Annotated in this window: 23 protein-coding genes; 13 read left to right on the top strand and 10 right to left on the bottom strand. The window is 69.4% G+C overall.

The window, feature by feature from the left end; translation table 11 throughout:
- Positions 1–95 precede the first annotated feature (95 nt).
- Positions 96–1,016, top strand: coding sequence for a LysR substrate-binding domain-containing protein (locus MWN52_RS15935; RefSeq protein ID WP_286575477.1), 921 nt, complete (start codon positions 96–98; stop codon positions 1,014–1,016).
- A 200-nt stretch (positions 1,017–1,216) separates the two neighbouring features.
- Here the strand turns inward: MWN52_RS15935 and MWN52_RS15940 are convergent, their stop codons facing one another.
- From MWN52_RS15940 to MWN52_RS15960, 5 genes are all read right to left on the bottom strand, one after another.
- Entirely contained in the window at positions 1,217–1,642 is a 426-nt protein-coding gene (locus tag MWN52_RS15940) for a hypothetical protein (protein WP_286575479.1), read from the bottom strand.
- Positions 1,639–2,262, bottom strand: coding sequence for a S1 family peptidase (locus MWN52_RS15945; RefSeq protein WP_286575481.1), 624 nt, complete (start codon positions 2,260–2,262; stop codon positions 1,639–1,641). Before MWN52_RS15945 ends, MWN52_RS15940 begins: the two co-directional genes overlap by 4 nt.
- 35 nt (positions 2,263–2,297) lie before the next feature.
- Positions 2,298–3,182, bottom strand: a complete 885-nt coding sequence (locus MWN52_RS15950) for a TSCPD domain-containing protein (RefSeq protein ID WP_286575482.1) — start codon at positions 3,180–3,182, stop codon at positions 2,298–2,300.
- Between the two features lie 114 nt (positions 3,183–3,296).
- Positions 3,297–3,842 (bottom strand): hypothetical protein, encoded by a 546-nt coding sequence (locus tag MWN52_RS15955; RefSeq protein WP_286575484.1) that lies wholly within the window; start codon positions 3,840–3,842, stop codon positions 3,297–3,299.
- Positions 3,843–3,985: 143 nt separating this feature from the next.
- Positions 3,986–6,139, bottom strand: a complete 2,154-nt coding sequence (locus MWN52_RS15960; protein WP_286575485.1) for an adenosylcobalamin-dependent ribonucleoside-diphosphate reductase — start codon at positions 6,137–6,139, stop codon at positions 3,986–3,988.
- A gap of 506 nt (positions 6,140–6,645) precedes the next feature.
- Here MWN52_RS15960 and MWN52_RS15965 point away from each other — a divergent pair.
- From MWN52_RS15965 to MWN52_RS15995, 7 genes are all read left to right on the top strand, one after another.
- Positions 6,646–8,127, top strand: coding sequence for a Do family serine endopeptidase (locus MWN52_RS15965; protein WP_130535007.1), 1,482 nt, complete (start codon positions 6,646–6,648; stop codon positions 8,125–8,127).
- A gap of 108 nt (positions 8,128–8,235) precedes the next feature.
- On the top strand, positions 8,236–8,592 hold the full coding sequence (locus MWN52_RS15970) for a hypothetical protein (RefSeq protein ID WP_130524469.1): 357 nt from the start codon (positions 8,236–8,238) through the stop codon (positions 8,590–8,592).
- 31 nt (positions 8,593–8,623) lie between these two features.
- Positions 8,624–9,118: a phage holin family protein gene (locus MWN52_RS15975; protein WP_286575486.1), complete on the top strand. Its 495-nt coding sequence runs from the start codon at positions 8,624–8,626 to the stop codon at positions 9,116–9,118.
- A complete protein-coding gene (locus MWN52_RS15980) occupies positions 9,115–9,702 on the top strand; it encodes a hypothetical protein (RefSeq protein ID WP_130535004.1) in 588 nt (195 codons plus the stop codon). The genes MWN52_RS15975 and MWN52_RS15980 overlap by 4 nt, the downstream gene beginning before the upstream one ends.
- A 13-nt stretch (positions 9,703–9,715) precedes the next feature.
- Positions 9,716–10,816 carry an AI-2E family transporter gene (locus MWN52_RS15985; RefSeq protein ID WP_286575487.1) on the top strand — a complete coding sequence of 367 codons (1,101 nt, stop codon included), beginning with the start codon at positions 9,716–9,718 and terminating at the stop codon, positions 10,814–10,816.
- A 737-nt stretch (positions 10,817–11,553) separates the two neighbouring features.
- Entirely contained in the window at positions 11,554–12,273 is a 720-nt protein-coding gene (locus tag MWN52_RS15990) for an HAD family hydrolase (RefSeq protein ID WP_286575488.1), read from the top strand.
- Positions 12,270–13,643 (top strand): leucyl aminopeptidase family protein, encoded by a 1,374-nt coding sequence (locus tag MWN52_RS15995; protein WP_286575489.1) that lies wholly within the window; start codon positions 12,270–12,272, stop codon positions 13,641–13,643. The genes MWN52_RS15990 and MWN52_RS15995 overlap by 4 nt, the downstream gene beginning before the upstream one ends.
- Before the next feature lie 175 nt (positions 13,644–13,818).
- On the opposite strand, the gene MWN52_RS16000 is transcribed toward MWN52_RS15995, so the two are convergent.
- The 5 genes from MWN52_RS16000 to MWN52_RS16020 all read right to left on the bottom strand — a co-directional run bounded on the left by MWN52_RS16000 (position 13,819) and on the right by MWN52_RS16020 (position 19,307).
- Positions 13,819–15,510 (bottom strand): sensor domain-containing diguanylate cyclase, encoded by a 1,692-nt coding sequence (locus MWN52_RS16000; RefSeq protein ID WP_286575490.1) that lies wholly within the window; start codon positions 15,508–15,510, stop codon positions 13,819–13,821.
- Positions 15,511–15,635: 125 nt separating this feature from the next.
- Positions 15,636–16,238 carry a response regulator transcription factor gene (locus tag MWN52_RS16005; RefSeq protein ID WP_130536110.1) on the bottom strand — a complete coding sequence of 201 codons (603 nt, stop codon included), beginning with the start codon at positions 16,236–16,238 and terminating at the stop codon, positions 15,636–15,638.
- A gap of 144 nt (positions 16,239–16,382) precedes the next feature.
- Entirely contained in the window at positions 16,383–17,582 is a 1,200-nt protein-coding gene (locus MWN52_RS16010) for a sensor histidine kinase (protein WP_286575491.1), read from the bottom strand.
- A gap of 52 nt (positions 17,583–17,634) precedes the next feature.
- A complete protein-coding gene (locus MWN52_RS16015) occupies positions 17,635–18,393 on the bottom strand; it encodes an ABC transporter permease (RefSeq protein WP_286575492.1) in 759 nt (252 codons plus the stop codon).
- Entirely contained in the window at positions 18,390–19,307 is a 918-nt protein-coding gene (locus MWN52_RS16020) for an ABC transporter ATP-binding protein (RefSeq protein WP_131660385.1), read from the bottom strand. The genes MWN52_RS16015 and MWN52_RS16020 overlap by 4 nt, the downstream gene beginning before the upstream one ends.
- 225 nt (positions 19,308–19,532) lie before the next feature.
- Here MWN52_RS16020 and MWN52_RS16025 point away from each other — a divergent pair, with 225 nt between their 5' ends.
- The 5 genes from MWN52_RS16025 (at position 19,533) to MWN52_RS16045 (ending at position 25,624) form a co-directional block, all read left to right on the top strand.
- On the top strand, positions 19,533–20,783 hold the full coding sequence (locus tag MWN52_RS16025; RefSeq protein ID WP_286575493.1) for an efflux RND transporter periplasmic adaptor subunit: 1,251 nt from the start codon (positions 19,533–19,535) through the stop codon (positions 20,781–20,783).
- Between the two features lie 171 nt (positions 20,784–20,954).
- Positions 20,955–21,641: an ABC transporter ATP-binding protein gene (locus MWN52_RS16030; RefSeq protein WP_130516649.1), complete on the top strand. Its 687-nt coding sequence runs from the start codon at positions 20,955–20,957 to the stop codon at positions 21,639–21,641.
- A gap of 112 nt (positions 21,642–21,753) precedes the next feature.
- On the top strand, positions 21,754–22,911 hold the full coding sequence (locus tag MWN52_RS16035) for an ABC transporter permease (protein ID WP_286575494.1): 1,158 nt from the start codon (positions 21,754–21,756) through the stop codon (positions 22,909–22,911).
- Positions 22,912–22,923: 12 nt separating this feature from the next.
- On the top strand, positions 22,924–24,237 hold the full coding sequence (locus tag MWN52_RS16040) for an ABC transporter permease (RefSeq protein WP_130524482.1): 1,314 nt from the start codon (positions 22,924–22,926) through the stop codon (positions 24,235–24,237).
- A gap of 274 nt (positions 24,238–24,511) precedes the next feature.
- A complete protein-coding gene (locus tag MWN52_RS16045) occupies positions 24,512–25,624 on the top strand; it encodes an alpha/beta hydrolase (RefSeq protein WP_286575495.1) in 1,113 nt (370 codons plus the stop codon).
- Positions 25,625–25,649: the final 25 nt, after the last annotated feature.

Raw genomic sequence — 25,649 nt, forward strand, 5'->3', positions numbered from 1 at the left:
CTCGCAATGGGGAACGAACATAGCCTAGTGGCGCCGGATCTTCCGTAAAATCGGAAAATATCGAATCATTTATCCGGAAAAACAGGATCGTTCCGATGCGCCCGATCACCTTCGATCTCGATGCGTTGCGCACTTTCGTCGTCGGCGTGGAACTGGGCAGCTTCGCCAAGGCGGCCGAGCGGCGCGGTCGGTCCACCTCTGCGATCAGCGCGCAGTTGAAGAAGCTGGAGGAACAGGCCGGCCAGCCGGTGCTCCGCCGCCAGGGCCGCGGCCTGGCCTTGACCGAGGCCGGCGAGGCCTTGTTGGGCTATGCGCGGCGTCTGCTCGAGCTCAACGACGAGGCGATCGTGGCCTTGCAGGACACGACCCTGGAGGGCTGGGTGCGGCTGGGGCTGCAGGAGGATTTCGGCGAACACATGCTGCCCGACGTCCTGGGGCGCTTCGCCCGCGCCCACCCGCAGGTGCGGATCGAAGCGCGCATCGCCCGCCAGCACGAGTTGCGGGCACGGGTCGAGGCCGGCCAACTGGACTTGGCGCTGGCCTGGGAGTCCGGCGCCGGCTCGGCGCATTGCCAGGCGCAGGCGCCCTGGCCACTGCGCTGGATCGCCGCCGCACCCGGCCTCTCGCCCGCGCTGGCCTGGAGCGGCGACGCACCGCTGCCGCTGGTGATGCTGGAGGCGCCGTGCCTGCTGCGCACCGCCGCGACCACGGCACTGGACCGCGCCGGCATCCCATGGCGCATCGCCTTCACCAGCGCCAGCCTCGGCGGAGTGTGGGCCGCAGTGCGCGCCGGCCTGGGCGTGACCCTACGCACGCCGGCCGGCGTGCCGGACACACTGACCCTGTTGCCGCCCGGCGCCGGCGGCCTGCCGACGCTGCCGGCGCTGGGGCTGACCCTCCACCGCGCGGTCGTCGCGCCGCCGCCGGCGGTGACGCGGCTGGCGGAGATCCTGCAACAGCGTCTGCGCGCGGCGCATGCGTGGCATACGGCGGTCCGGAATGAGGCGGCCGCGTGAAACCCGGCGCATTACCGACTCACGGCGCCAATGGGCCCAGAACAGGGCTCAGAGTGCGGTTTCATGGTCGCGAAAGCACGGGCCAGAGCCCGTCGCTTACGAGCAAAACTGCACTCTGACCCCTATTGTCCTCTCTCAACCAATTCTGCTCAAAGCTGTATCCTGACTCCTACTTGGGCTCACACCTGCCCGCAAGACCTTTAAACGTCAACGTTGCAATACGCCCGTAAACCCATCTTTGCGATTACATATAGAAGGAGGGCCACCGCGGGCGCGAGCAACGTTGCAGAGTAACCGATAGTCGCCCCTATTGCCGCGGAAATCCCAGAAATAAGTATAGCTTTCGTGGCCGGCCCGGCCTCAGCAATCAGTGCTTGCTTTTCTTCCACGTAAGCGGAGTCATCACACACGAATCTACGAAACTCAAGCCTAAATCGATCCCAGAAAGGATTTGGATTAGGGACACCACCAAAAGGAATAATCTGGCTTGAGCCAGTACTACTCAACCAATCTTGAGCAGCGGCCTCAGGCTCTTCATGTGCTAAAAAAGCAGCCAAATGTGAACGCTGAAATGGTTTAAGCGGCTCCAGCCACTCATCTAAACTGCCGGCAGGGATTTCGATCACACCATCTCTTCCAAATAGCTTGCCGGGACACAGTGGGTCGTCTGATGCAACTCCCTGGGATTAATTCCACCAAGCGAAATTCCCCCACCTCCAGCTGGCGCCCAAGCGCCCACCAGCACACCCGCAACAGTCCCGGTTTGTGGATTAAAAACAATCGAACCCGATTGGCCAGGGCGAGCTTGAACGTTAATAACGGCGTGATTTGTCGATACTCCTTTTTCGCTAATTTTCACCTTAGCCCCAAGTTCAGCCTTTTGAAAAGTCAGGGCTCTGCGCCCCTCAACGCAATGTGGATAACCAAAGATACACAAGTCACTACCCACGGCAACTCGGTCAAATGACGAAAGTGACGGGAGATTAACGTTAAAAATTATTTCCCCTTTCAGAACAGCCAGATCCCGTATAGGGTCGAGCTGTTCTACAGTTACTGGAATGGGTACGCAGGAGTTATCGGATAAATCTTGATATTCATCAATTTTTGATATGTGGGGAGCGAGGATAACCAGGTTTGATGGATCAACGCCTACTACATGTTGGGTGGTCGCAATATATCCGTCAGGCCTGAACAGGAATCCAGTGCCAAGCATTTGCACACCGTCTGGAGTCAGGCGACCTACCACGTACGTGATCTGAGTAAATATATCCATATTCTGAGTTAACCGCACTTCGAATACCCGCAATTCAAACAAGTCTGACACCCATCCATGATCACCATGGCCTTGGTGTTGCACTTGTGGCACATGCTGGCCGAGGGCGGGAAGCTGGCGCCGTCGCCGGTGACTTCGATGTCCTCGACGTGGTCGGCGGTGCTGTTGGGGATGACGGCGGAAGTGGGAGCAGAGGCAGGAGCGACCCCTCCCCGGCCCTCCCCTTCGCTGCGCGAAAGGGAGGGGGCAACAGCGTCGCTGCGCTTGGCGCTGGGGGTTACGTCAGTGTTTTTTTTTGAGCGGTCTTCGTACTGCTTGCGCTTTTCGGCCAGGATCGCCTTCTGGTGCTCGGACATTTCCGGGTCGTGGATCAGGCCGATGGACTTCATGTGCTCCTCGACGATGGCGCCGAGCTCGGCGACCAGCGAGGGCATGTAGACGCCGCCGGCCTTGAAGTAGCCGCCGCGCGGGTCGAACACGGCCTTCATCTCGTCCACCAGGAAGGTCACGTCGCCGCCCTTGCGGAACACGGCCGACATGATGCGCGTCAGCGCGACGATCCACTGGAAGTGCTCCATCGACTTGGAGTTGATGAAGATCTCGAACGGGCGGCGGTGCTCGTGCTCGGTGCCTGCATTGAGCACGATGTCGTTGATGGTCACGTACATGGCGTGCTCGACCATCGGCGACTTGATCTTGTAGGTGCTGCCGACCAGCACGTCGGGGCGCTCGATGCGCTCGTGCATCTGGATGACTTCGGCCACGGGCAGCTCGGCCTCGGCGGTGGCGCGGCTGACGGACTCGGCGGGCACCGGCGCGGCGGCCTGGCGCGCCTTGTCTTCCGGGGTGAGCACGCTGTAGCCCTTGATTTTCTTGTCGATCTTGACGGCCATGGCCTTGGGTCCTGGATGCGGTACTGCGTTGAGGTGGGAGGACACCGCCGTGCGCCAGTAGGCGCGCTCAGGCGGTGTGCCCTGGCCGGGGCGCGGCCAGGGCGGTGCTGCGGGTCACTTCGCTTGCTTGGCGACTTTCTTGACGGCTTTCTTCACTGCTTTCTTGGCGGGCGCCTTCTTGACGGCGGCTTTCTTGGCCGGCGCTTTCTTCACTGCGGCTTTCTTGACGGCCTTCTTGACCGCAACCTTCTTGGCGGCGGCCTTCTTCACCGCTGGCTTGGCGGCGAGCCGCTTGGCCGTCGCCTTCTTGGCCACTTTCTTTGCGGCCTTCTTGGCGGCGACCTGCTTGCCCACGCCCTTGGCCTTCAGCGCGGCGGCCTCTGCCTTGGCCGAGGCGCTGGCGGCGACCAGTTTCTGCTTGGTGCTGGCCACGGTCTTCTTGACCGCCTTGGTGACCTTGCTGGTGCGCTTGGTCACGGCCTTCTTGGCCTTCTCCAGGGTCTTGCTGGCGGACTTCTTCGCCGTGGCCGCGCGCTTGGCGACGGTGTCGGCGGCATGCGAGGCGGCCTCGGCCACGACGGTGGCGAGCTCGCTGGTCTTTTCCTTCACACTTTCGGCGGCTTCGGAAAGCGTCGCCGAGATTTCCGTTCCTGTGCTCATGTGCCCTCCATCAGGGCTCGTAGGGGTGCCAAGACGATGCCAGTGCAGCCGCGTGTTATGGGTGTCCCCCCTGCGCCGTGCTGCCGGCGACGCAGGGGTCTTCCAGCATCGCGCATGCCGGTGTGGGCCGGCACGCGCGGCGCTCAGAACTTGCCGTAATACCCTTCCTTGAGCGCGTCGAACAGGTTGGCGGCGGTGTGCATCTCGCCGTCGTATTCGATCTGCTCGTTGCCCTTGACCTCGACGAAGGAGCCGTCCTCCAGCTCGAAGCGGTAGGTGGTGTTCTCCAGGTCCGCCTCCTTGACCAGCACGCCCTGGAAGGCGGCCGGGTTGAAGCGGAAGGTGGTGCAGCCCTTCAGGCCCTGCTGGTGGGCGTAGCGGTAGATGTCCTTGAACTGCTCGTAGGGATAGTCCGTGGGCACGTTGGCGGTCTTGGAGATCGAGCTGTCCACCCACTTCTGCGCGGCGGCCTGCACGTCGACATGCTCCTTGGGGCTGATGTCGTCGGCGGCGATGAAGTAGTCCGGCAGCTTGGCCTGGGCGTCCTCGGAGAACGGCATGGCCTTGGGGTTGACCAGCTCGCGGTAGGCCAGCAGCTCGTAGGAGAACACGTCCACCTTCTCCTTGGACTTCTTGCCCTCGCGGATCACGTTGCGGCTGTAGTGATGGGCGAAGGAGGGCTCGATGCCGTTGGAGGCGTTGTTGGCCAGGCTCAGCGAAATGGTGCCGGTGGGCGCGATCGAGCTGTGGTGGGTGAAGCGCGCGCCGACCTCGGCCAGCTCGTCCACCAGCTCGGGCGCGACCGAGGCCACGCGCTGCATGTAGCGGCTGTATTTGGCGTGCAGCACCTTGCCCTCGATCTGCTGGCCGACGCGCCAGCCGTCGCGCTCCATTTCCGGGCGCTGGCGCAGCATCGCCGGGGTCACCTCGAAGCGCTCCTCCATGATCGGGGCGGCGCCCTTCTCCTTGGCCAGCGCCAGGCCGGTTTCCCAGCCGGCCACCGCCATGTCGCGGGCGATCTGCTCGGTGAACTCGCACGAGTCGGCGCTGCCGTACTTCATGCGCAGCATGGTCAGGGTGGAGCCCAGGCCCAGGAAGCCCATGCCGTGGCGGCGCTTGCGCAGGATCTCGTTGCGCTGCTGCTGCAGCGGCAGGCCGTTGACCTCGACCACGTTGTCGAGCATGCGGGTGAACACGCGCACGACTTCCTTGTATTCCTCCCAGTCGAAGCGCGCCTGCTCGGTGAACGGGTCGCGCACGAAGGTGGTCAGGTTGATCGAGCCCAGCAGGCAGGCGCCGTAAGGCGGCAGCGGCTGCTCGCCGCAGGGGTTGGTCGCGCGGATGTTCTCGCACCACCAGTTGTTGTTCATCTCGTTGACGCGGTCGATCAGGATGAAGCCCGGCTCGGCGTAGTCGTAGGTGGACACCATGATCATGTCCCACAGGTGGCGGGCGCGGATATGCCCGTACACCTTGCAGGCCACCAGGCCGTCGTCGCGCTGCACGTACTGGTCGGCGTTGGGCCACTCGCGCCAGACCACCTTGGCCGCGTCGGTCAGGTCGATGTCGCCCTGTTCCTTCTGGTTGACCGGGAACACCAGCGGCCAGTCGGCATCGTCCTCCACCGCCTGCATGAAGCCGTCGGTGATCAGCAAGGACAGGTTGAACTGGCGCAGGCGGCCGTCCTCGCGCTTGGCGCGGATGAAGTCCTTCACGTCCGGATGCGACACGTCGAAGGTGCCCATCTGCGCGCCGCGGCGCCCGCCGGCGCTGGACACGGTGAAGCACATCTTGTCGAAGATATCCATGAAGGACATCGGGCCGGAGGTGTAGGCGCCGGCGCCGGCGACGAAGGCGCCCTTGGGCCGCAGCGTGGAGAACTCGTAGCCGATGCCGCAGCCGGCCTTGAGGGTCAGGCCGGCCTCGTGGACCTTCTCCAGGATGCCGTCCATCGAGTCGGTGATGGTGCCCGAGACGGTGCAGTTGATCGTGCTGGTGGCCGGCTTGTGTTCCAGCGCGCCGGCGTTGGAGGTGATGCGCCCGGCGGGGATGGCGCCGCGGCGCAGCGCCCAGACGAAGCGCTCGTACCAGTAGGCGCGCTTCTCGGCGGTCGGCTCGGCGTCGGCCAGGGCGCGGGCCACGCGCTGGTAGGTGCCGTCGATGTCGGCATCGATGGCCACGCCGGCCTTGCTCTTCAGGCGGTACTTCTTGTCCCAGATGTCCTGGGACGCGGGCTGCATCGGGATGACGCGGGCCGCTTCTGCTTTCTTGACCGCCTCAAGGCGCACCGTGCTCATGGATTGGAGCTCTCCGTCATGGATGAAAGGCGCGCACGCCAGCTTAGGCGCGCGCGCGAGATGGATGAAATTTCGGTCAGCTGCGGCGTGTGCGCACGCATGCCCGGGCAAGGCACTGAAGCGTCGAACAGATTGTGGTGACGGTCCGGCCTGGACCGCCTGCACACCTGATGCATGCGCCGCTTCCCCACTGGCGCCGGGAAACCCAAGCCAAACCCTATGGCTTGGGGCCATTGCGCGGACACCTCGCTACATCTTGGGGCCGCAAGCCATGGAAAGTAGTCCCGCCCCCGAGGACTGTCAACCACGCGTCACCCAGTTTGCGTGGAACGCTCGGGTGCGCCTTCCATGGAACCCGCGCGGCGCCTGCGCGGGCCGATTTCATTGCCGGTTTAGGCGCCGCTGATCACACTCGTTCAGGTTGCCGGGGTCGGTGAGGACAGGCGCGTTGCCGCGATGCCGCACGCCCCGGGCGCCTCCTTCCATGCCGATCGCCACCGACCCGTATGCGCCCACTGCCGACTCTGCTGTCCCTGACCGCCGCCGCTGCCTTCGGCGGCTTCGTCGCCCTTGGCCTGTACCAGACCTTCGACCACCCCGCGCTGGCGCGCGAGGACGGGCCGCCGTCCTCGGCGATCCTGCCGGCCGCCGCCGCGGGCGCGGCGCTGCCGGCCGCGGTGGAAGGCCAGGCGGTCCCGTCGCTGGCGCCGATGCTCAAGCGCGTCACCCCGGCGGTGGTGAGCGTCTACAGCCGCCAGACCGTGCGCGTGGCCAGCCCGCTGGGGCCGTTCGCCAACGATCCGGTGTTCCGCCGGCTGTTCGGCATCCCCAACATGCCGCAGGAGCGCGTGCAGCGCGCGCTGGGCTCGGGCGTGATCATCGACGCCCAGCGCGGCCTGGTGCTCACCAACCACCACGTAGTGGAGAACGCCGACGGCGTGTCGGTGACCTTGAGCGACGGTCGCACGGTGGAGGCCGAGTTCCTCGGCTCGGACCCGGACACCGACGTGGCCCTGATCCGCATCCCGCCCAAGGACCTGACCCAGATCCCGCTGGGCGACAGCGACAAGCTGCAGGTCGGCGATTTCGTCGTCGCGGTCGGCAACCCCTACGGCCTGGGCCAGACGGTGACCTCGGGCATCGTCTCGGCGGTGGGCCGCAGCGGCATCCCGGTGGCCGGCTACCAGAACTTCATCCAGACCGATGCCTCGATCAACCCGGGCAACTCCGGCGGCGCGCTGGTCAACCTGCAGGGCCAGCTGGTGGGCATCAACACCGCCAGCTTCAATCCTTCAGGCTCGATGGCCGGCAACATCGGCTTAGGGTTCGCCATCCCGATCGACCTGGCGCGCAACATCGCCGAGCAGCTCTACACCAACAAGGGCGTGGTCAAGCGCGGCACGCTGGGCGTGACCACGCAGGACGTGGATCAGCGCCTGGCCACGGCGCTGGGCCTGGATACGCCGCGCGGCGCACTGGTGACCGGGGTGTATCCCGGTTCGGGCGCGGCCGCCGCGGGGCTCAAGCCCGGGGACGTGGTGCTGCAGGCCAACAACCAGCGCATCGACAACAGCGCGGCGCTGCACAACTTCGAAGGCCTGCAGGGCGTGGGCAGCCAGGTCACCCTGGACATCCGCCGCGACGGCAAGCCGCTCAGCCTGCGCGTGGGCCTGAAGGAACAGCAGCGCGACCTGCCCGGCGCGCAGCTGGACCCGCGCCTGTCCGGGGCGACCTTCAACGAGGTCGACGAGGCCCTGCGCCAGACCCTGCGCGCCAACGGCGTGGGTGGCGGGGTGCAGGTCGGCCAGGTGCAGCCGCGCAGCCGCGCCTGGACCAACGGGCTGCGCAGCGGCGATGTGATCATCGAGGGCAGCAACGGCCGCTTCGCCGACCTGCCCAGCTTCCGCAGCAGTTTCGCCAAGCCGCCGCAGCAGCTGGTGCTGCGCGTGCTGCGCGACGGCGAGGACGGCACGCTGCTGATGCGCTGAATGCTGGCCGTCCCGTCACGGGCCGCATGCGGCACGCTGACGGGGCATTCATGCGGCCCTGGGGTAGGCTCGACCACCTGCTGTCCCACCCGTTCAAGGAGCCATGCCATGTCCGACGCTGCCAACAAGATGAAGTCCTCCCTCGGTGAGGCCGGGGAACACCTGAAGTCCGCCGCCTCGGCCGCCAGCGATGCGGTCAAGGGCGCCGCCTCGGTCGCCGGCGACGAACTGCGCCTGGGCAAGGCCACGGCCAAGGCCGAGCTGTCCGACGGCGCGCTGGCCGGCCTGAGCGCGGCCGAATTCGGCGGAGAAGCCGCACGCGAGCAGGTCGACGCCCTGGTGGAAAAGGGCCGCGACCTGATCGACAGCGCCGCCGAACTGATCCGCGAGCGTCCGCTGGCCTCCTTCGGCATCGCCCTGGCCGCCGGCTGGGTCATCGCCAAGCTGGGACGCAGCAGCGATTGATCGCCTGCACGACCGCGACACCGGAGCCGGCGTGAGCGCACCCGACCACGACGCCGCCCCCGGCGACGACGCAACGCCCTCGCTGGACGAGAGCCTGCGTCGCGTCGGCAAGGCCGGCAAGGACAGCCTGTCCTCGGCAGTGGCCACCGCCAAATCGCTGCGCCGGCTGGTCCTGGCCGACTTCGCCCTGGCCCGCGCCTCGCTGGCCCGGGCCATGGTGTGGATGTCGGTGGCCGCCGCGTTCGGCGTGTCCAGCTGGCTGCTGCTGATGGGCGCGTTGATTGCCCTGCTGCAGCGGCTGGGGCTGTCCTGGCTCGGCGCGCTGTCGGTGGCCGCGGGCCTGAGCCTGGCGATCACCGCGCTGGGCGTGTGGCAGACGCTGCGCTATTTCGGCTTCAGCCGGATGGACGCCACCCGGCGCCAGCTCAAGGCCATGGGCCTGGGCGACGACGACGAGGAAGACGCCGGGCCGGAGGCGCGCTCGGCCGCCGAGCAGCTGCGCGCCCAGCGAGGAGGCACGCCATGAAGTTCGCTCACCTGCGCCATCGCGTGGACCGTGCCGAGGCGCTGGTCGAGCATCGCCGCGCCCAGACCCTGGCCGATGCCGATGCCCTGATCGGGCACTGGAAGCGCGGCTGGACGCCATGGCGCATCGTGCTGGCCGGCCTGGGGCTGGGCTTTGTGATCGGCCAGACCCGGCCGATGCGCGCGGTTGGGGCGACCAAGTGGCTGCGCTCGGTGAGCGCGATCTCCGGCATGTTCACCTCGCTGCAGGCGGCCATGGCCGCGTGGCAGGCCGATCAGGCCGCGGACAAGGCGCACGATGCGGCCGGCAGCGCGCAGTCGGCGGCCGGGGCCACCCATCAGGCCGCCGCCGCGGCGGGTGCGGCGGCCGCGACCACCGGCGCGGACGACGCGGCGCGGCTGGCGCAGGGCAACACCACAGCGAGGGCGGCCGGGCTGGCCACCGCCGACGGCGGGCCGGCGCCGACCGCGGCGCGCGGCGTGTCATCCTATGGCCGCGCCGCCGAGGCGCGCGGTGAGACCGAGGCCTGGGCGGCGCAGGCGCCGCGCCCGGCCGAAGCGGCCACCGACGTTTCCGAACGCTAACGCCAGCCGCCGCATGTCCACCTCTGAAGCCGATCTCTCGCCGGCGCCCACGCCCCTGCCCGTCAAACCGGCGCCACCGCGCCCGCGCGGGCCGCTGTCGCTGGTGATCCTGGCCTTCCTGGCCTGCGGCTACACGCTGTGGCTGGCGCAGGCGGTGATCCTGCCGGTGCTGCTGGCGGTGTTCCTGGCGCTGGTCGGCAACCCGCTGCTGCGCGGCCTGCAGCGGCTGTACGTGCCGCGCTTCCTCGGCGCGCTGCTGGTGCTGCTGCTGGGCCTGGCCGCGGCCGGGGCGCTGGCCTACCAGATGGTGCCGCCGGCCGCGGCCTGGGCCAAGGCGGCCCCGCGCGAGCTGCGCCAGCTCGCGCCCAAGCTGCATGAGCTGACCAAGCCGGTCTACGACGCCAACCAGGCGGCCGAGAACTTCGCCCGCGCCGCCGCCGGCGACACCGGCCGGCGCCCGCAGGTGATGCGCACCGCCGACGATCCGTACCGCACCCTGACCGCCACCCCGCGCATGATCGCCTCGGTGCTGGCGGTGGTGCTGCTGACGTTCTTCTTCATGGTCTATGGCCAGCCGCTGCAGCGCCATGCCGTGGCGCTGATGCCGCGGCGCCAGCAGCAGAAGCTGACCGTGGGCATCCTGCAGTCCATCGAGCGCGCGGTCTCGCGCTATGTGCTGACCATCAGCCTGATCAACGGTGTGGTGGGCCTGCTGTTCGCCGGCGCGCTGATGCTGCTGAAGTTCCCGCTGGCCGATGCGCTGCTGTGGGGCACGATGGTGGCGATCCTCAACTTCGCGCCCTACGTGGGCCCGCTGATCGGCATCGTGATGATGCTGGTGGTGGGCCTGACCACTTTCGACGATGCCTGGCCCTCGCTGCTGCCGGCGGCGATCTATCTGGGCCTGCACACGCTGGAGGGCCAGGTGGTCACGCCGATCGTGCTGGGCCGGCAGATGCGGCTCTCGCCGCTGATCCTGATCCTGTCGCTGATGGTGTTCGGTTCGCTGTGGGGGATCGTGGGGCTGCTGTTGGCGGTGCCGATGCTGGTGTGCATCAAGCTGGTGCTGGCGCGGGTGCAGGGGATGGAGGGGTGGGCGCGGCTGATGGAGTAGCGCAGCCGTTGCTGGTGCTGTTGCTGTTGTTGCCTTTGCCTTTGCGGTTGCTCCACCTGTCTGAGCCGTAAAGCACGCCGAGCACCGCAGCAAAGCAGGGCCGAAGAGGCGCCCTGTTTGAGCGAAGCGAGTTTGGGCGCCGTCCCTAAAAGGGGATAAATGCCCTGCTTTGCGAGGAGCGCAGGGGACCGACGCGTAGCGTCGGCGTGCGTCCCGGCGAGAAGCGGTTTTGCTTCCTTTTGACAAGACAAAAGGAAGTCGCGCCGCAGGCGCGAAAGCTTTGCACTTGGCGCGCCGCAGGCGCGTTGCTTTCGTCCTACAAGTCCCGGCGCCAGCTCCTGGCAAGTCTCGCTTTAAATTTGCAAGCAAAACTTGAGCGCCATGCAGGCGCTTCTTAAAAGCAAAGCTTTCGCACGGCTTCGCCGCGCGAGCTACTTTTGTCTTGTCAAAAGTAGCCAAAACCGCTTCTCGCCGGGACGCGAGCCGCCGATACGCGGCGGTTCCCTGCGCTTCTCGGAAGACGGGGCACGTCGCCCAAACTCGCTTCGCTCAAACAGGGCGACTCTTCGGCCCCGTCTTCCTGCGATGCTCGGCTCGCTTTACGGCTCAGACAGGTAAAGCAAAGGCAACAGCACGGCCAAAGCAACAGCAACAGCAACAGCCCGGCAACGGCAACGGCAAGGGCGGGCTGCGCCCCTCAAGGCAGGCGCCACAGCCCACAGGCTAAAATGCCCCCCATGACCTTCGACATCCGCGCCATCACCCTCGACCTGGACGACACCCTGTGGCCGTTCGCCCCGATCGGTGAGCGCATCGAACGCAAGCTGCACGCCTGGCTGGAAACCCACAGCCCCGCCACCGCACGCCAGTTCCCGATCGAGACGATGCGCGAGCTGCGCACGCAGGTCACCGACGACAACCCGCACCTGATCCACGACCTCTCGGCGCTGCGCAAGCTGACCCTGGAACACGCCCTGCGCCACAGCGGGGCCGACCTGGCGCTGCTCGATCCCGCGTTCGAGATCTTCTATGCCGAGCGCAACCGGGTCGAGTGCTATCCCGACGCCGTCGAGGCGCTGACGCGGATCGCCGCGCGCGTGCCGGTGGCGGCGCTGACCAACGGCAATGCCGACCTGGCGCGCTGCGGGCTGGATCAGCACTTCGTGTTCCAGCTGGGCGCGCGCGAACACGGCGCGGCCAAGCCGGAGGCGAGCATCTTCCACGCCGCCTGCGTGCGCCTGGAGCTGCCGCCCGAACAGGTGCTGCACGTGGGCGACCACGCGGTGATGGACGCGGCCGGCGCCATGCGCGCGGGCCTGCGCGCGGCCTGGCTCAACCGCGAGGGCGCGCCCTGGCCGCTGCACGAGCCGCGGCCCGATCTCGAATTTTCCACGCTCACCGCGCTGGCCGACTGGCTCGACGCGCATCTGGACGACAAGGACTCCGCCGCCGCATGAGTGCTCCCGCCTTTCTCGACGCCCGCACCGACCAGGTGCGCCCGCTGCATGTGCTGCAGCGCGAGCAGTTCGGCGGCTGGTGCGCGCAGCAGCCGCCGGCGGTGGCCGCGTGGCTGCAGGCGCAGGGCTTCAGCGCCGCGCCGGGCACGCTGGCGCTGCTGCCGGGCGAGGCGGGTGTGGCCGGCGCGGTGCTGGGCATCGCCGACGCGGGCGATCCGCTGTCCTACGGCCACGCGCCGCTGGGCCTGCCGGCCGGCAGCGCCTGGGAGGTGGTGAGCGCGCGCTCGGCCGACGCGCGCGCGGCGCTGGAACTGGGCTGGGGCCTGGGCGCCTATCGCTTCGATCGCTACAAGACCGCCACGCGCACGCCGGCCCGGCTGCTGCGCGAGGCGGTCGATGCGCGCACCGATGCCCTGCTGGCGGCCTGCCTGCGCGTGCGCGACCTGGTCAACACGCCGACCCAGGACATGGGCCCGGACGAGCTGGAAGCGGTCGTGCGCCAGATCGGCGCCGAGCATGGCGCGCAGGTCGAGGCGATCACCGGCGATGCGCTGCTGGCGCAGAACTTTCCCGCGATCCACGCGGTGGGCCGCGCCTCGCACCGCGCACCGCGCCTGATCGCGCTGCGCTGGGGCGCCGAGGATGCGCCGAAGGTGTCGCTGGTCGGCAAGGGCGTGTGCTTCGACACCGGCGGGCTGGACCTCAAGCCGGCCGACGGCATGCGCAACATGAAGAAGGACATGGGCGGCGCGGCGCACGCGATCGCGCTGGCCGAACTGGTCATGCGCCAGCGCCTGCCGGTGCGCCTGACCCTGCTGGTGCCGGCGTTGGAGAACGCGATCGGTCCCGATGCGTTCCGCCCCGGCGAGATCATCGCCACGCGCACCGGGGTGAGCGTGGAGATCGACAACACCGACGCCGAAGGCCGCGTGATCCTGGGCGATGCGCTGGCCCATGCTGGCGAGGACACGCCCGAGGTGCTGCTGGACTTCGCCACGCTCACCGGCGCGGCGCGCATCGCGCTGGGGCCCGAGCTGCCGGTGCTGTTCTCCAACGACGACGCGCTGGCCAACGCCTGGCTCGCCGCCGGCGAGCGCACGCGCGACCCGCTGTGGCGCCTGCCGCTGTGGCGGCCGTACCTGCGCTATCTGACCAGCCACGTGGCCGACCTGGCCAACGCCGGCTCGCGCATGGCCGGCGCGGTGACCGCGGCGCTGTATCTGGAGCGCTTCGTCCCGGCCGGCACGCCGTGGGCGCATCTGGACGTGTACGCCTGGAACGACAACGATCGCCCCGGCCGCCCCGCCGGCGGCGAGGCGATGGCGCTGCGCGCGGCCTTCGAGATGCTGCGCAGCCGCTACGCGCCGTGAGCGGCAACAGCGCCGCCTAGGCGCCGATGTCTTCTGTGGGAGCCGCCATGGCGGCGATGACGCTCTCCCGGTAGAGCCTCATCGCCGCCATGGCGGCTCTCACCGAGCGAGCTGCCGCCGGCAAGCTCACACCAGGCGGGCTTTTGCCGAAGCGGGATGACGTCCGGGGCTGAGATCAGGCCGAGCGGACGGCGCGCGGGTCGTGGCTGCTTTCGACGCGGTTGCGGCCCTGCGCCTTGGCGCGGTACAGGGCCTGGTCGGCGCTGCGCAGCAGGGCCTCGGGCTCCTGGCCGTCGTGCGGGAAGCAGGCCAGGCCGATCGACACCGTCACCGGCGGCAGGTCCTTGCCCAGATGCGGCACGCGCATGGCCTCGACCGCGGCGCGGATCTGCTCGGCGCGCTCGGCCGCGGCCTGCGGTGTGGACTCGGGCAGGATCAGGGTGAACTCCTCGCCGCCATAGCGGCAGGCGATGTCCTCCTGCCGCGACAGTTGCTGCAGCAGCTGGCCGAAGCCGGACAGCAGCGCGTCGCCGCCCGGGTGGCCGTGGGTGTCGTTGAAGCGCTTGAAGTGATCCAGGTCCAGCATCATCAGCGCCAGCGGCAGGCCGCGGCGCGCGCAGCGCGCCAGTTCGCGGGCCAGCGACTCTTCCAGATAGCGCCGGTTGAACAGGCCGGTCAGCGGCTCGCGGATGGACTGGATGCGCAGGCGTTCCTGCAGCTCCAGGTTGGACAGCGCCATGGCCAGCTGCTCGGCCGCGGTCTCGATCAGCTGCACGCGCGCCAGGAAGGCGGCGTCGTCCGCGGAGACGTACAGGAACCCCAGCTGCTGGCCCTGCGCCATGAGCGGGATGCAGGCGGTGGCGCCGGCGTCGCCCTCGATATGGTGGCAGCGCAGTGTGCCCGGACCCCGCACCAGCTGCGGCTGGCCGCGGCGTAGCGCCCAACAATCGTCCGGCGTCAGCATCGCCGCGCTGGCCGCGCTCGGCGTGCCCCAGCCGCCCATCGCCTCGGCGTAGTCCTGCGAGGCGCGAATGCGATAGATGCTGCCACCGGTGCCCGGCATCAGCTGCGCCATGACCTCGCCGGTCAAGGCCAGCGCCTCCTCCACGCGCACGCAGCTCTGCAGCATGCTGGCGAAGTGGCTGAGCACGCGCAGGTCGCCGCTGGTGTGCTCCAGCTCGGCCACGGTGGCCTCCAGGCGCGCGTTGCTCTGCTGGATCCGGCGCTCGGCGCGGCGGCGGCCGCGGATCTCGCGCACCATCAGCGCATAGACCATGGCGATGACCAGGATGCCGATCGGGATGCCGGCGATCGCCAGGATGCGCAGCAGCGTGGCGCTCTCGTCGCTGGAGGCGGCGCGTTCGACCAGCAGCGCGCGCTCGGCGTCGCCCATCGTCCGCGCCTGGCGGCGGATGGCATCGGAGGTCAGACGCGCCTGCGTGTCGATGGTCGCCTGCGCGGCGGCCAGGCCCTGCTGCTGGTAGATCCGCACCACCGCGTCGGTCTGACGCAGGCGCTGGTCGATCAGCGTGCGCAGCTGGGTGACACGCTGCTCCTGCGGGCCGTTGTCGCGCACCAGCGCGCCGAGCGCGGCGAACAGCTGCGGAATCTGTTCCTTGCCGGCTTGGTAATCGGCCAGATAGCCGACCTGACCGGTCAGCAGATAGCCGCGTTCGGCCGATTCGGCCTCGCGCAGGCGCGCCTCGATCTCATCGATGCGCGCCATCACCTCGTGGGTGTGCGAGACCCAGCGCGCATCGGTGGCGAAGCGGTCGGCGCCGCGCAGGATGCCCCAGCCGATCAAGACGAAGATCATGGCCGCCAGCAGCGGGCCGATCTGGTTGACGAGGCGGTTCTTGGACAGCATGCGTGGCGTGGGCGGGACGACGCGCCATGGTAGCGGGCAGGCGCGATGCGATTGCGTGCAAAAGGCTTACCCGCGTCGCAGTTTTGGATTCGGGCCTAGGCGCCAGGCCCGTCGCGCTTGAGCGCTCAGAGCCAGCCCTTCTGCCGCGCCACGCGGAAGGCTTCGATGCGGTTGCCCACGCCGAGCTTGCTGATCGCCTCGGACAGGTAGTTGCGCACGGTGCCGTGCGAGAGATGCAGTTGCCTGGCGATGTCGGTGGCGCTGGCGCCGTCGCCGGCCAGGCGCAGCACCTGGCGCTCGCGCTCGTTGAGCGGATCGCGCTCGGACCAGGCTTCCAGCGCCAGCTCCGGGGCGATGGCGCGGCCGCCGCGATGCACGCTGCGCAGCGCCTCGGCCAGGTGTTCGGGCGGCGCGTCCTTGAGCAGGTAGCCGGCCACGCCGGCGTCCAGCGCGCGACGCAGGAAGCCGGGCCGGGCGAAGGTGGTGACGATCACCACGCGCGTGGCCAGGCCGTGGCGCTGCACGCGCTGGGCCAGCTCCAGGCCGGACAGGCCGGGCATCTCGATGTCGGTGACCAGCACGTCGGGCGTGAGCCGCTGCAGGGCGCGCCAGGCGGCTTCGCCGTCGGCCGCCGCTTCGAGCACGTCGATGTCGTCCTCCAGCCGCAGCAAGGCGGCCAGCGCGCCGCGCACCATGGCCTGGTCTTCGGCCAGCAGGACGCGGATCACGGCAGGAGGGGCTGGGTGGGCATGGCGGGATTCTATATGGGGAAGCTTCATCGCCACCGCTGCGGCGCCCCCCTGTAGAGCGGAGCTTGCTCCGCTGAGGCTTTCCCGATCGATCCGGCCAAAAGCAGCGGAGCAAGCTCCGCTCTACAGGGGGGCTGCGATTTGATTTGAAGAGACCGTTGCGCCCACGGTGGAGTCTTCGGCGAGTGCGGGGGAGGCGCAGGGCACGTGCGCGAGCACGGTGGTGCCGTGGCCGCGCACGCTGTCCACCTGCAGCGTGCCGCCGAGGGCCTGCACGCGGGCGCGCATGCCGTCCAGGCCGTTGCCCGGCACCAGCGCGCCGCCACGACCGTCGTCGTGGATGCGCAGGGTCAGCGCCTGGTCCTGCGCGGCCACGGCGATGTGCACCGTGCGCGCCCGTGCATGGCGCTGCACATTGGTCACCGCTTCGCGTAGGACCATAGCGAAGGCGGTTTCTACCGCCGGCGGCAGCGACACGCCATCGACTTGATAGTCCATCGCGATGCCATCGGTTTCCAGCAGCAGCCTGGCCGAGGCCAGCTCTGCGGCCAGCTGCGCCGAGCGGATGCCGCTGACCGCGCGCCGCACCTGGGCCAGCGCCTCGCGCGCGACGCGGCTGACTTCGTCCATCTCCACGCGCGCGGCGCGCGGATCGCGCTCGATCAGGCGCGCGGCCAGGTCGGACTTCAGCGCCACCAGCGACAGCGTGTGGCCGAGCAGGTCGTGCAGGTCGCGGCCGATGCGTTCGCGCTCGGCCACGGCGGCCAGACGGCGGACCTCGTCGTGGCTCAGGCGCAGGGCCGAATCCTTGCGCTGGTTGATCTGCTGCACAGCGATCACCACCCCGGTGCCGATGGTGGAGATCGGCAGCCACAGCAGGATCTGCCAGGGGTAGCCGACCAGCAGCGCGCACGCCAGGAACGCGGCGTTGAGCACCAGCATGATTCCCAGGTAGCGCACGAACGCGTGCCGCCCCTCCACCCGGAGCGTCAGACAGCCGAAGATGAAATAGCTGATGGCCGAGGGATACACCGCGCACAGCGCCGAGGCCATCGCCACCATGCCCAGCGCGGCGATGTTCGCCCGGCGGCGCGCCGAGACCATCGTCAGCGTGTACAGCAGCAGGAACAGCGGATACGACACCAGCGTGCACAGCCACCAGGTCGCGGTGAAGCCGTGAGGCTCGAACACCGGCACCACGAACACCCAGGCCGACCAGATCAGGTGGACCGCCTCGGTCCATGGCGACTTGCCTTGCGCGATCTGTTCGGCGGCACGCGAGCCCGGCGCGGGCCGCAGCCATGCAGGAACGGGAAAGGTCATGGGGTCAGGTCCTGAACGAAGCCACGATCTTGCCACCACAGGCGCCGGAACTTCATGCCCGACGCAGCCGGCGCCGGGCGAGCGCGAAGCACACCGCCGCGAACGCGGCCAGCGCGCCTGCATGCACCAGCACCGCACCGCCATCGTCCATTCCCACGCTCTTCAACGCCAGCTGGCCCAGGTGCCAGGCCGGCCACAGCGGCGCGAGCCTGGTAAAGAAGCCCGGCAGCATCGACAGCGGCAGCCACAGGCCGGACAGCAGCGACATCGGCAGGTAGATCATGTTGACCACCGCCGGGGCGCCGCTGCCGCCGACCAGGGCGCCGACCAGCAGCCCCAGCGCGCAGAACGGCAGCACGCCCAGCACGTCCACCGTCAGCAGGGCGGCCACCTGCGCGGGCGTCAGCTGCACGCCGCCCAGCACGGTGCCGACGATCAGCAGCAGCACGCCGACGCACAGCGCGAAGACCATCGCCATGAGCATGCGCGCGGCCAGGGGCGCGCCCGGCGGCACCGGCAGCGCGCGCTTGAGGGTGAGCAGGCCGCGTTCGCGGTCCAGCGCCAGGCTGACGCCGAAGCCGAACAGGCCCGGCCCCATCACCCCGAACACGCTGTAGCTGGCCATCAGATAGCGCTTGGCCTCGGCATTGCCATGATTGAGCAGCACACCGAACAGCAGATAGAACATCAGCGGAAACAGCAGCGTGGGCAGCACGAAGGAGCGCGTGCGCAGCAGCCGCAGCGCCTCGAAGCGCGCCTCGGTGGCATACAGCCGCAACGTGGACGGCGCGGTGGCGGTGATGGCGTTCATGCGGCCTCCCGGCCTTGGGTGATGGCGAGGAAGGCGTCGGCCAGGCCGGCGCGGCGCACTTCCAGTTCGTCCAGCTGCGGATCGGCGGCGAGCAGGCGCGCGACGATGGGTTCGGCCGGTTCGGCCTGGATCTCCAGGACCTGCCCGTCGTGGCGCACCGCGTGCACGCCGGGCCAGCGGGCGATCTCCGCCGCCGGCACCCGGGTGCGGGCGCGGATGCAGCGCTGCAGCACGCGGCCGCGCAGCTCGGCCACGCTGCCGCGCGCGACGATGTGCCCGGCCTGCAGCACCGCGACCTCGTCGGCGAGCGCCTCGGCCTCCTCCAGGTAGTGGGTGGTCAGCAGCACGGCGCAGCCGGCCGCGGCGCGCGCGCGGATCGCCGCCCACAGCTGGCGCCGCGCCTGGATGTCCAGGCCGGTGGTGGGCTCGTCCAGGAACAGCACCTCGGGCCGGCCGCAGATGGCCAGGGCGAACTGCACGCGCCGCTGCTGCCCGCCCGACAGCCGGCCATAGCGGCGCGGCAGCAGGCCGTCCAGGCCGGCGATGGCCACGCAGTCGGCCACGCTCAGCGGGCAGGCGTAGTAGCCGCGCGTCTGCGCGATCAGCTCGCCGACGGTGAGCGTGTCGGGCAAGGCGGCGCTCTGCAGCATCACGCCGACCCGGCGCCGCGCGCTCAGTGCATCGGGGTCGTGGCCGAACAGCAGCGCCTGCCCGGCGTCGGGACGCTGCAGGCCCAGCAGCAGGGCCACGCTGGTGCTCTTGCCGGCGCCGTTGGGGCCGAGCAGCGCCAGCACCTGGCCGGGCCGCAGCGCCAGGTCGACGCCGTCGAGGGCGACCAGCGCGCCATAGCGGGCATGCGCGCCGAGCAGGGCCGCGGGTGCCGGTGAAGCCGGATCGAGAGGAATGACGGGCATGGGACGTATCAGCCATTACCGGAAGGTGCGGTTAGCCTGCGCCGTCATGCGCGGGTCCGGCAGTGGCGTCGATCAGCCATTGCGGATGACAGCTGTCACTGGCCGCAGGGCCCACGCGCCGCGCATGCTGCGCCCCGACCGCAAGCAGGTTGTGACTTCCGGCAGCTTGGTACGAATCACCCGGTCTGGTCACACTTGCGCCTCAACGACGTCATCGATGGATCCATGAACGCCTCAGCCGAACTGCTCAAGGAGCTGCGCATCGATCGCAGCAAGACACCGCCGCCGGCGCCCTCGCGCAAGGGCGTGTGGATTGCGGTGGTCGTCGTGCTTGTGTTGCTGGTGCTGGCGGCGGCCGCGTGGTTCGCGCTCGGCCGGGCCAAGCCGGTGCAGGTGCGCACGGCCACGGTCGCGGCGATGACCGGCGGCGCCGACGCGCCGGCCTCGGTGCTGGACGCCACCGGCTATGTGGTCGCGCGGCGCACGGCCACCGTCTCGGCGCAGATCACCGGCCGGGTCGAGGAGGTGATGATCGAGGAAGGCCAGCGCGTGGAGGCCGGCCAGATCCTGGCGCGCCTGGACCCGATCAACGCCGACGCCGAAAAGCGCCTGGCGCAGTCCCAGCTCTCCTCCTCGCAGAGCCAGGTGCAGAACATGCAGGCGCAGCTGACCCGGGCCGAGGCCGAGGCCCGGCGCCTGGATGCGCTGGTGAACCAGCAGCTGGTCTCGCGCTCGCAGTACGAGCAGCAGGTGGCCGAGCGCGATGCGCTGCGCGCCCAGCTGGAGACCGCGCGCCGCAACGTGCAGGTCGCCCGCGACCAGCTGAAGATCTCCAGCATCGGCAAGGACTACACCGTGGTGCGCGCGCCCTTCGCCGGGGTGATCACCGCCAAGGCGGCCCAGCCCGGCGAGATCGTCTCGCCGCTGTCGGCCGGCGGCGGCTTCACCCGCACCGGCATCGGCACCATCGTGGACATGGATTCGCTGGAGGTCGAGGTGGACGTGGGCGAGGCCTACATCGGCCGCGTGCAGCCCAAGATGCCGGTGGTGGCCACGCTCAACGCCTATCCGGACTGGAAGATCCCGGCCGAGGTGATCGCCGTGATCCCCACCGCCGACCGCGGCAAGGCCACGGTCAAGGTACGCATCGCGCTGAAGGTCAAGGACCCGCGCATCGTGCCGGAGATGGGCGTCAACGTGAGCTTCCTGGAGGCCGCGCCCAAGGCCGACGCACCGGCGCCGCAGGGCGTGCGCGTGCCGGCCGCGGCGGTGGTGGAGCGCGATGGCGTACCGGTCGCCTTCGTCGTCGAGGGCGACAAGGTCCAGCGCCGCACGCTCAAGCCCGGCCAGACCCTGGCCAGCGAGCGCCAGATCCTCGACGGCCTGCGCGCCGGCGAGCAGGTGGTGCTCGATCCACCGGCCACGCTCAAGGACGGCGACAGCGTCGCGGTCGGCGATGGCGCACCGGCGTCCTGAGGTCTTCGAGTTTCAGGCGGCGGGCGATGTCGAACCCCGCCGCGCACGAGCGTCGTTGCAATCGAGCAAGACCGGCGCAGCAGGCGCCGGACCGCACGCGAAGGGCCCCACGCGCCTTGCGCCTGTTTCCTTCTGCCCGGGCCTTGGCCCGCATCCACACGAGGCATCGCCATGACGTCCCTGGTTTCGATCCGCAACCTCACCAAGACCTACCAGCGCGGCCCGGAAAAGGTGCACGTGCTGCACGGCCTGGACCTGGACATCACCGCCGGCGACTTCGTCGCGCTGATGGGTCCGTCCGGCTCGGGCAAGACCACCCTGCTCAATCTGATCGGCGGGCTGGATTCGCCGACCTCGGGCGAGATCCAGATCGAGGGCGAGCACATCGAGCGGCTCAGCGGCGGCCAGCTGGCCAACTGGCGCAGCCGGCACGTGGGCTTCGTGTTCCAGTTCTACAACCTGATGCCGATGCTCACCGCGCAGAAGAACGTCGAGCTGCCGCTGCTGCTGACCGACCTGTCGGCCGCCGACCGCAAGCGCCGCGCGCAGATCGCCCTGACCCTGGTGGGCCTGGCCGAACGCCGCGACCATCGCCCCAACGAACTCTCCGGCGGCCAGCAGCAGCGCGTGGCCATCGCCCGGGCCATCGTCTCCGACCCGACCTTCCTGATCTGCGACGAACCCACCGGCGATCTGGACCGCGCCTCGGCCGAGGAAGTGCTGACCCTGCTGCAGCTGCTCAATCGCGACCATGGCAAGACCATCATCATGGTCACCCACGATCCCAAGGCCGCCGAGTACGCCACCCATACGGTGCACCTGGACAAGGGCGAGCTGGTCGATGCGGTCGAGCATTGAGCGATGAAACCCGGCGCGGTCCGTGCACGAGCGCAATCGCGCGCCGAGGCCCGCGCCGCACGACGCCTCCACGCGCTTCTCCCTTAGCCCTCCTCGCCTCACGAGGTCCGTCATGAAATATCTCTCCCTGGTCTGGGCGCAGCTGTTCCGCAGCAAGACGCGCACCTTCCTGACCCTGCTCAGCGTGGTCGCCGCGTTCCTGCTGTACGGGATGCTCGACTCGGTGCGCGTGGCGTTCAATTCCGGCGGTTCGGTCGATGGCGCCAACCGCCTGATCGTCGCCTCGCGCCTGTCCATCACCCAGACCCTGCCGCTCAACCTGGAGCAGAAGATCAAGCAGGTCCAGGGGGTCAAGGACGTGACCTATGCGATGTGGTTCGGCGGCATCTACCGCGACCCGAAGGACTTCTTCCCCAACTTCTCGGTCGCGCCCAACTACTTCGACCTCTATCCCAACCTGCAGCTCCCGCCCACGCAGCTCAAGGCCTTCCAGACCACGCGCACCGGCGCGGTGGTCGGCGAGACGCTGGCAAACAAGTTCGGCTGGAAGCTCGGCGACACCATCCCGCTGCAGGCCACCATCTTCCCGCGCGGCGGCAGCAACGACTGGCCGCTGCAGCTGGTGGGCATCTTCCGCGCCAAGGACCGCAGCACGGCGGCCAACGAGGAGAACCAGCTGGTGATGAACTGGAAGTACTTCGATGAGTCCAACGACTACATCAAGAGCCAGGTCAGCTGGTACACGGTCACGCTCAACAACCCGGACGACGCCTCGCGCGTGGCCCAGGCCATCGACGCGCTGTCGATGAACTCCGACCACGAGACCAAGTCGCAGACCGAGTCGTCCTGGCAGCAGGCCTTCGTCAAGCAGTTCGCCGACATCGGCCTGATCGTCACCTCGATCATGGGCGCGGTGTTCTTCACCCTGCTGCTGCTGACCGGCAACACCATGGCCCAGGCCGTGCGCGAGCGCGTGCCGGAGCTGGCCACGCTCAAGACGCTGGGCTTCCAGGACCGCACGATGCTGTGGCTGGTGCTGGTCGAGTCGCTGCTGCTGATCGGCCTGGGCGGGGCGATCGGCCTGGGGCTGGCGGCGGGCATCCTGCCGGCGCTGGCGGCCAAGGCCGGCGGCATGCTGCCGGCGCGCGTGCCCGGCCAGACCTGGGCCGTCGGCGCGGGCCTGGTGGTGATGATCGGGCTGGTGGTGGGCGTGCTGCCGGCGCTACGCGCCAGCCGCCTGAAGATCGTCGATGCACTGGCCGGCCGCTGAAGGAGCGCACGCATGAAACGCAAGCAAGGGTTGTGGAATGCGCTGACCATCGGCGCACTGGTGGTGGCCATCGGCGTCTGGGTGGCGCTGCCGTGGTTTCTCGTGTTGGCGCTCGCGGCGCTGCTGGGGCTGTGGCTGGGGCTGACCCGCACCGGCCGTCTGGCGCTGCAGGCCACGCGCATCGGCGTGGCCAGCCTGCCCCAGCGCTGGGGCGCGGCCTCGGTGATCGTGGTCGGCATCGCCGGCGTGGTCGCGGTGCTGGTGGCGATGCTGGCGATGGGCAACGGCTTCCAGGCCCAGCTCAACGGCACCGGCGATGAGACCAGCGCCATCGTGCTGCGCGGCGGCTCGCAGGCCGAGGCCAACTCGGTCATCACCCGCGACCAGCTGCCGCTGATCGGCCGCCTGCCCGGCATCGCGCGCGATGCCAACGGCCGGCCGCTGGTCTCGGCCGAGCTGTCGCAGGTGGTCGCGCTGCCGTCCAAGTCCGATGGTTCGGACACCAATGTGCAGGTGCGCGGCGTGGGCGAGGAAGCCTGGGCCGTGCACGAGCGCATGCGGATCATCCAGGGCCGGCGCTTCAAGCCGGGCATGCGCGAGCTGGTGGTCGGCCAGGGCGCGCTGCATCAGTTCGGTGGACTCTCGGTCGGCCAGCCGCTGAAGCTGGGCAACCAGCAGTGGCAGGTGGTCGGCGTGTTCGCCTCCGGCGATGCGCACGACTCGGAGCTGTGGGCCGATGCGGAAACCCTGGCCAGCGCCTACAACCGCCGCGCCTACCAGTCGGTAACCGTCAGGACCGAGGGCAAGGCCGGCTTCGAGCAGTTCAGGGCCGCCATGGCCGGCGATCCGCGCCTGAAGCTGGACGTGGAGACCACGCGTGCCTACTACGCCAAGCAGGGCGGCGGCCTCAACAAGCTGCTGACCATCCTGGGCACGGTGATCGGCGCGATCATGGCGGTGGGCGCGGTGTTCGGCGCGCTCAATACGATGTATGCGGCGGTGGCCGCCCGCGCCCGCGAGATCGCCACCATGCGCGCGATCGGCTTCCGTGGCCTGCCGGTGGTGACCGCGGTGATGCTGGAAACCATGCTGCTGGCGCTGCTGGGCGGCTTGCTGGGCGGCGCGCTGGCGTGGCTGCTGTTCAACAACTACAGCGTGTCCACGCTGGGGCAGAACTTCAGCCAGGTGGTGTTCCAGTTCAAGGTCTCCGCGCCACTGCTGTGGAGCGGGCTGAAGTGGGCGCTGGCGATCGGGCTGGTCGGCGGGCTGTTCCCGGCCCTGCGCGCGGCGCGCCTGCCGATCACCCAGGCGCTGCGCGAAGTCTGAGGGCTGCTTCCGTCGTGAGCGCCTGGAGGCGGTGAGGTCACCGCCGGCGCGGCGGAAGGGGTGGCGTGGCGTCGCCGGCGGTCCGGCCATCGACGCCTGCAGTCGATCGGACTGGGCGGTCACCGCGCATCGTCGTCGCGGTGACCGCCTAACCGCACGCAAGCCGCCTGTCTGAACCCACGACAGCTGTCATGCGAATGTCACGCCGGTGCGATAGCGCGCCGGCCGGCGGCGGCGCTAGGCTGCGCCGCCGTTCGCTGTCTTCCCCACGCCGATGTCCCGCCTGCTTGTGCTGGTGCTCGCCTGCTGCGTCTGGCTGGTCGCCTGCATCCCGCCCAACTCGACCTCGCTCAGCACCCGCATCGTCGCGCCCGGTGGCGTGTCGCCGTTGCTGGATGCTCCGCGCATCGAGGGGCTGATGGCGCGCCTGCCCACCCGCAGCGGCAAGCTGCCGGGGCAAGGCGGCGTCCCGATCTACTGGCGCGCGCTGGACCCGGGCGACTACCGGCTGGACTACCGCTACACCGGCAACCCGGACGGCAGCGCGCTGCAGCAGGTGGCCTTCGACGTGGACTTCGTGCGGCCGCAGGCGCCGGCCGCCCCGCGTGGCACGGTGGTGCTGCTGCACGGCTGGATGATGGACGGCGACTCGCTGATGCCCTGGGCGCTGCAGCTGGCCCAGGCCGGCTACCGCACCATCACCCTGGACCTGCGCAACCACGGCCGCTCCGGCAGTGGCCCGGCCGGCTATGGCACGCGCGAAGGGCAGGACGTGGCGCGCGTGGTCGACCAGCTGCGCCAGCGCGGCGAGATCGCCGGCCCGTTGTACCTGTTCGGCGTGTCCTACGGCGCGGCCACGGCGATCTTCGCCGCGCACGACCTGGGCCCCCAGGTGGCCGGCGTGGTGGCGATGGAATCCTTCGCCAACGCCGGCCGCGGCATCCGCGACATGGTCCCGCACATGCTGGCCGCGCGGCCGGACACGTGGAAGTCCGCCGCGACCACGCTGATCGCGCAGGCGACCTACGGCCGGCAGAACCTCGACGCGGTGATCGCCGCGGCCGACGCGCAGCTGGGGCTGAACCTGGACGATGTCGACGTCGCCGGCGCCCTGCGCGCCACGCCGGCCTGCGTGCTGATCGTCCATGGCACCAACGACCATCACATCCCGGTCGCGCACGGCCGCATGCTCGCCGCCGCCGCGCCGCGCGACCGCTATCTGGAAGTGCCGGGCGAAACCCATCTGAGCCTGCCGATGCGCCTGGACCGGCTGGCGCCGACGGTGGACGCCTGGTTCGCCGCCACCGCCACCCCGACCTCGCGCTGCCCCGTGCCCGAGGCGCTGACCCCGCCGCTGCCGACCGACGCACTGACGGCGCAGCGCTGAAGGCGACAAGCCGAAGGCTGCCGCG

It is taken from the genome of Pseudoxanthomonas winnipegensis (assembly GCF_030322905.1).
In the GTDB taxonomy this organism is placed as follows: domain Bacteria; phylum Pseudomonadota; class Gammaproteobacteria; order Xanthomonadales; family Xanthomonadaceae; genus Pseudoxanthomonas_A; species Pseudoxanthomonas_A winnipegensis.

Coding starts and splice junctions, on each gene's coding strand:
- MWN52_RS15935 (WP_286575477.1), top strand. CDS start 96: ATGCGCCCGATCACCTTCGATCTCGATGCGTTGCGCACTTTCGTCGTC.
- MWN52_RS15950 (WP_286575482.1), bottom strand. CDS start 3,182: ATGGCCGTCAAGATCGACAAGAAAATCAAGGGCTACAGCGTGCTCACC.
- MWN52_RS15955 (WP_286575484.1), bottom strand. CDS start 3,842: ATGAGCACAGGAACGGAAATCTCGGCGACGCTTTCCGAAGCCGCCGAA.
- MWN52_RS15960 (WP_286575485.1), bottom strand. CDS start 6,139: ATGAGCACGGTGCGCCTTGAGGCGGTCAAGAAAGCAGAAGCGGCCCGC.
- MWN52_RS15965 (WP_130535007.1), top strand. CDS start 6,646: ATGCGCCCACTGCCGACTCTGCTGTCCCTGACCGCCGCCGCTGCCTTC.
- MWN52_RS15970 (WP_130524469.1), top strand. CDS start 8,236: ATGTCCGACGCTGCCAACAAGATGAAGTCCTCCCTCGGTGAGGCCGGG.
- MWN52_RS15980 (WP_130535004.1), top strand. CDS start 9,115: ATGAAGTTCGCTCACCTGCGCCATCGCGTGGACCGTGCCGAGGCGCTG.
- MWN52_RS15985 (WP_286575487.1), top strand. CDS start 9,716: ATGTCCACCTCTGAAGCCGATCTCTCGCCGGCGCCCACGCCCCTGCCC.
- MWN52_RS15990 (WP_286575488.1), top strand. CDS start 11,554: ATGACCTTCGACATCCGCGCCATCACCCTCGACCTGGACGACACCCTG.
- MWN52_RS15995 (WP_286575489.1), top strand. CDS start 12,270: ATGAGTGCTCCCGCCTTTCTCGACGCCCGCACCGACCAGGTGCGCCCG.
- MWN52_RS16000 (WP_286575490.1), bottom strand. CDS start 15,510: ATGCTGTCCAAGAACCGCCTCGTCAACCAGATCGGCCCGCTGCTGGCG.
- MWN52_RS16010 (WP_286575491.1), bottom strand. CDS start 17,582: ATGACCTTTCCCGTTCCTGCATGGCTGCGGCCCGCGCCGGGCTCGCGT.
- MWN52_RS16015 (WP_286575492.1), bottom strand. CDS start 18,393: ATGAACGCCATCACCGCCACCGCGCCGTCCACGTTGCGGCTGTATGCC.
- MWN52_RS16020 (WP_131660385.1), bottom strand. CDS start 19,307: ATGCCCGTCATTCCTCTCGATCCGGCTTCACCGGCACCCGCGGCCCTG.
- MWN52_RS16025 (WP_286575493.1), top strand. CDS start 19,533: ATGAACGCCTCAGCCGAACTGCTCAAGGAGCTGCGCATCGATCGCAGC.
- MWN52_RS16030 (WP_130516649.1), top strand. CDS start 20,955: ATGACGTCCCTGGTTTCGATCCGCAACCTCACCAAGACCTACCAGCGC.
- MWN52_RS16035 (WP_286575494.1), top strand. CDS start 21,754: ATGAAATATCTCTCCCTGGTCTGGGCGCAGCTGTTCCGCAGCAAGACG.
- MWN52_RS16040 (WP_130524482.1), top strand. CDS start 22,924: ATGAAACGCAAGCAAGGGTTGTGGAATGCGCTGACCATCGGCGCACTG.
- MWN52_RS16045 (WP_286575495.1), top strand. CDS start 24,512: ATGTCCCGCCTGCTTGTGCTGGTGCTCGCCTGCTGCGTCTGGCTGGTC.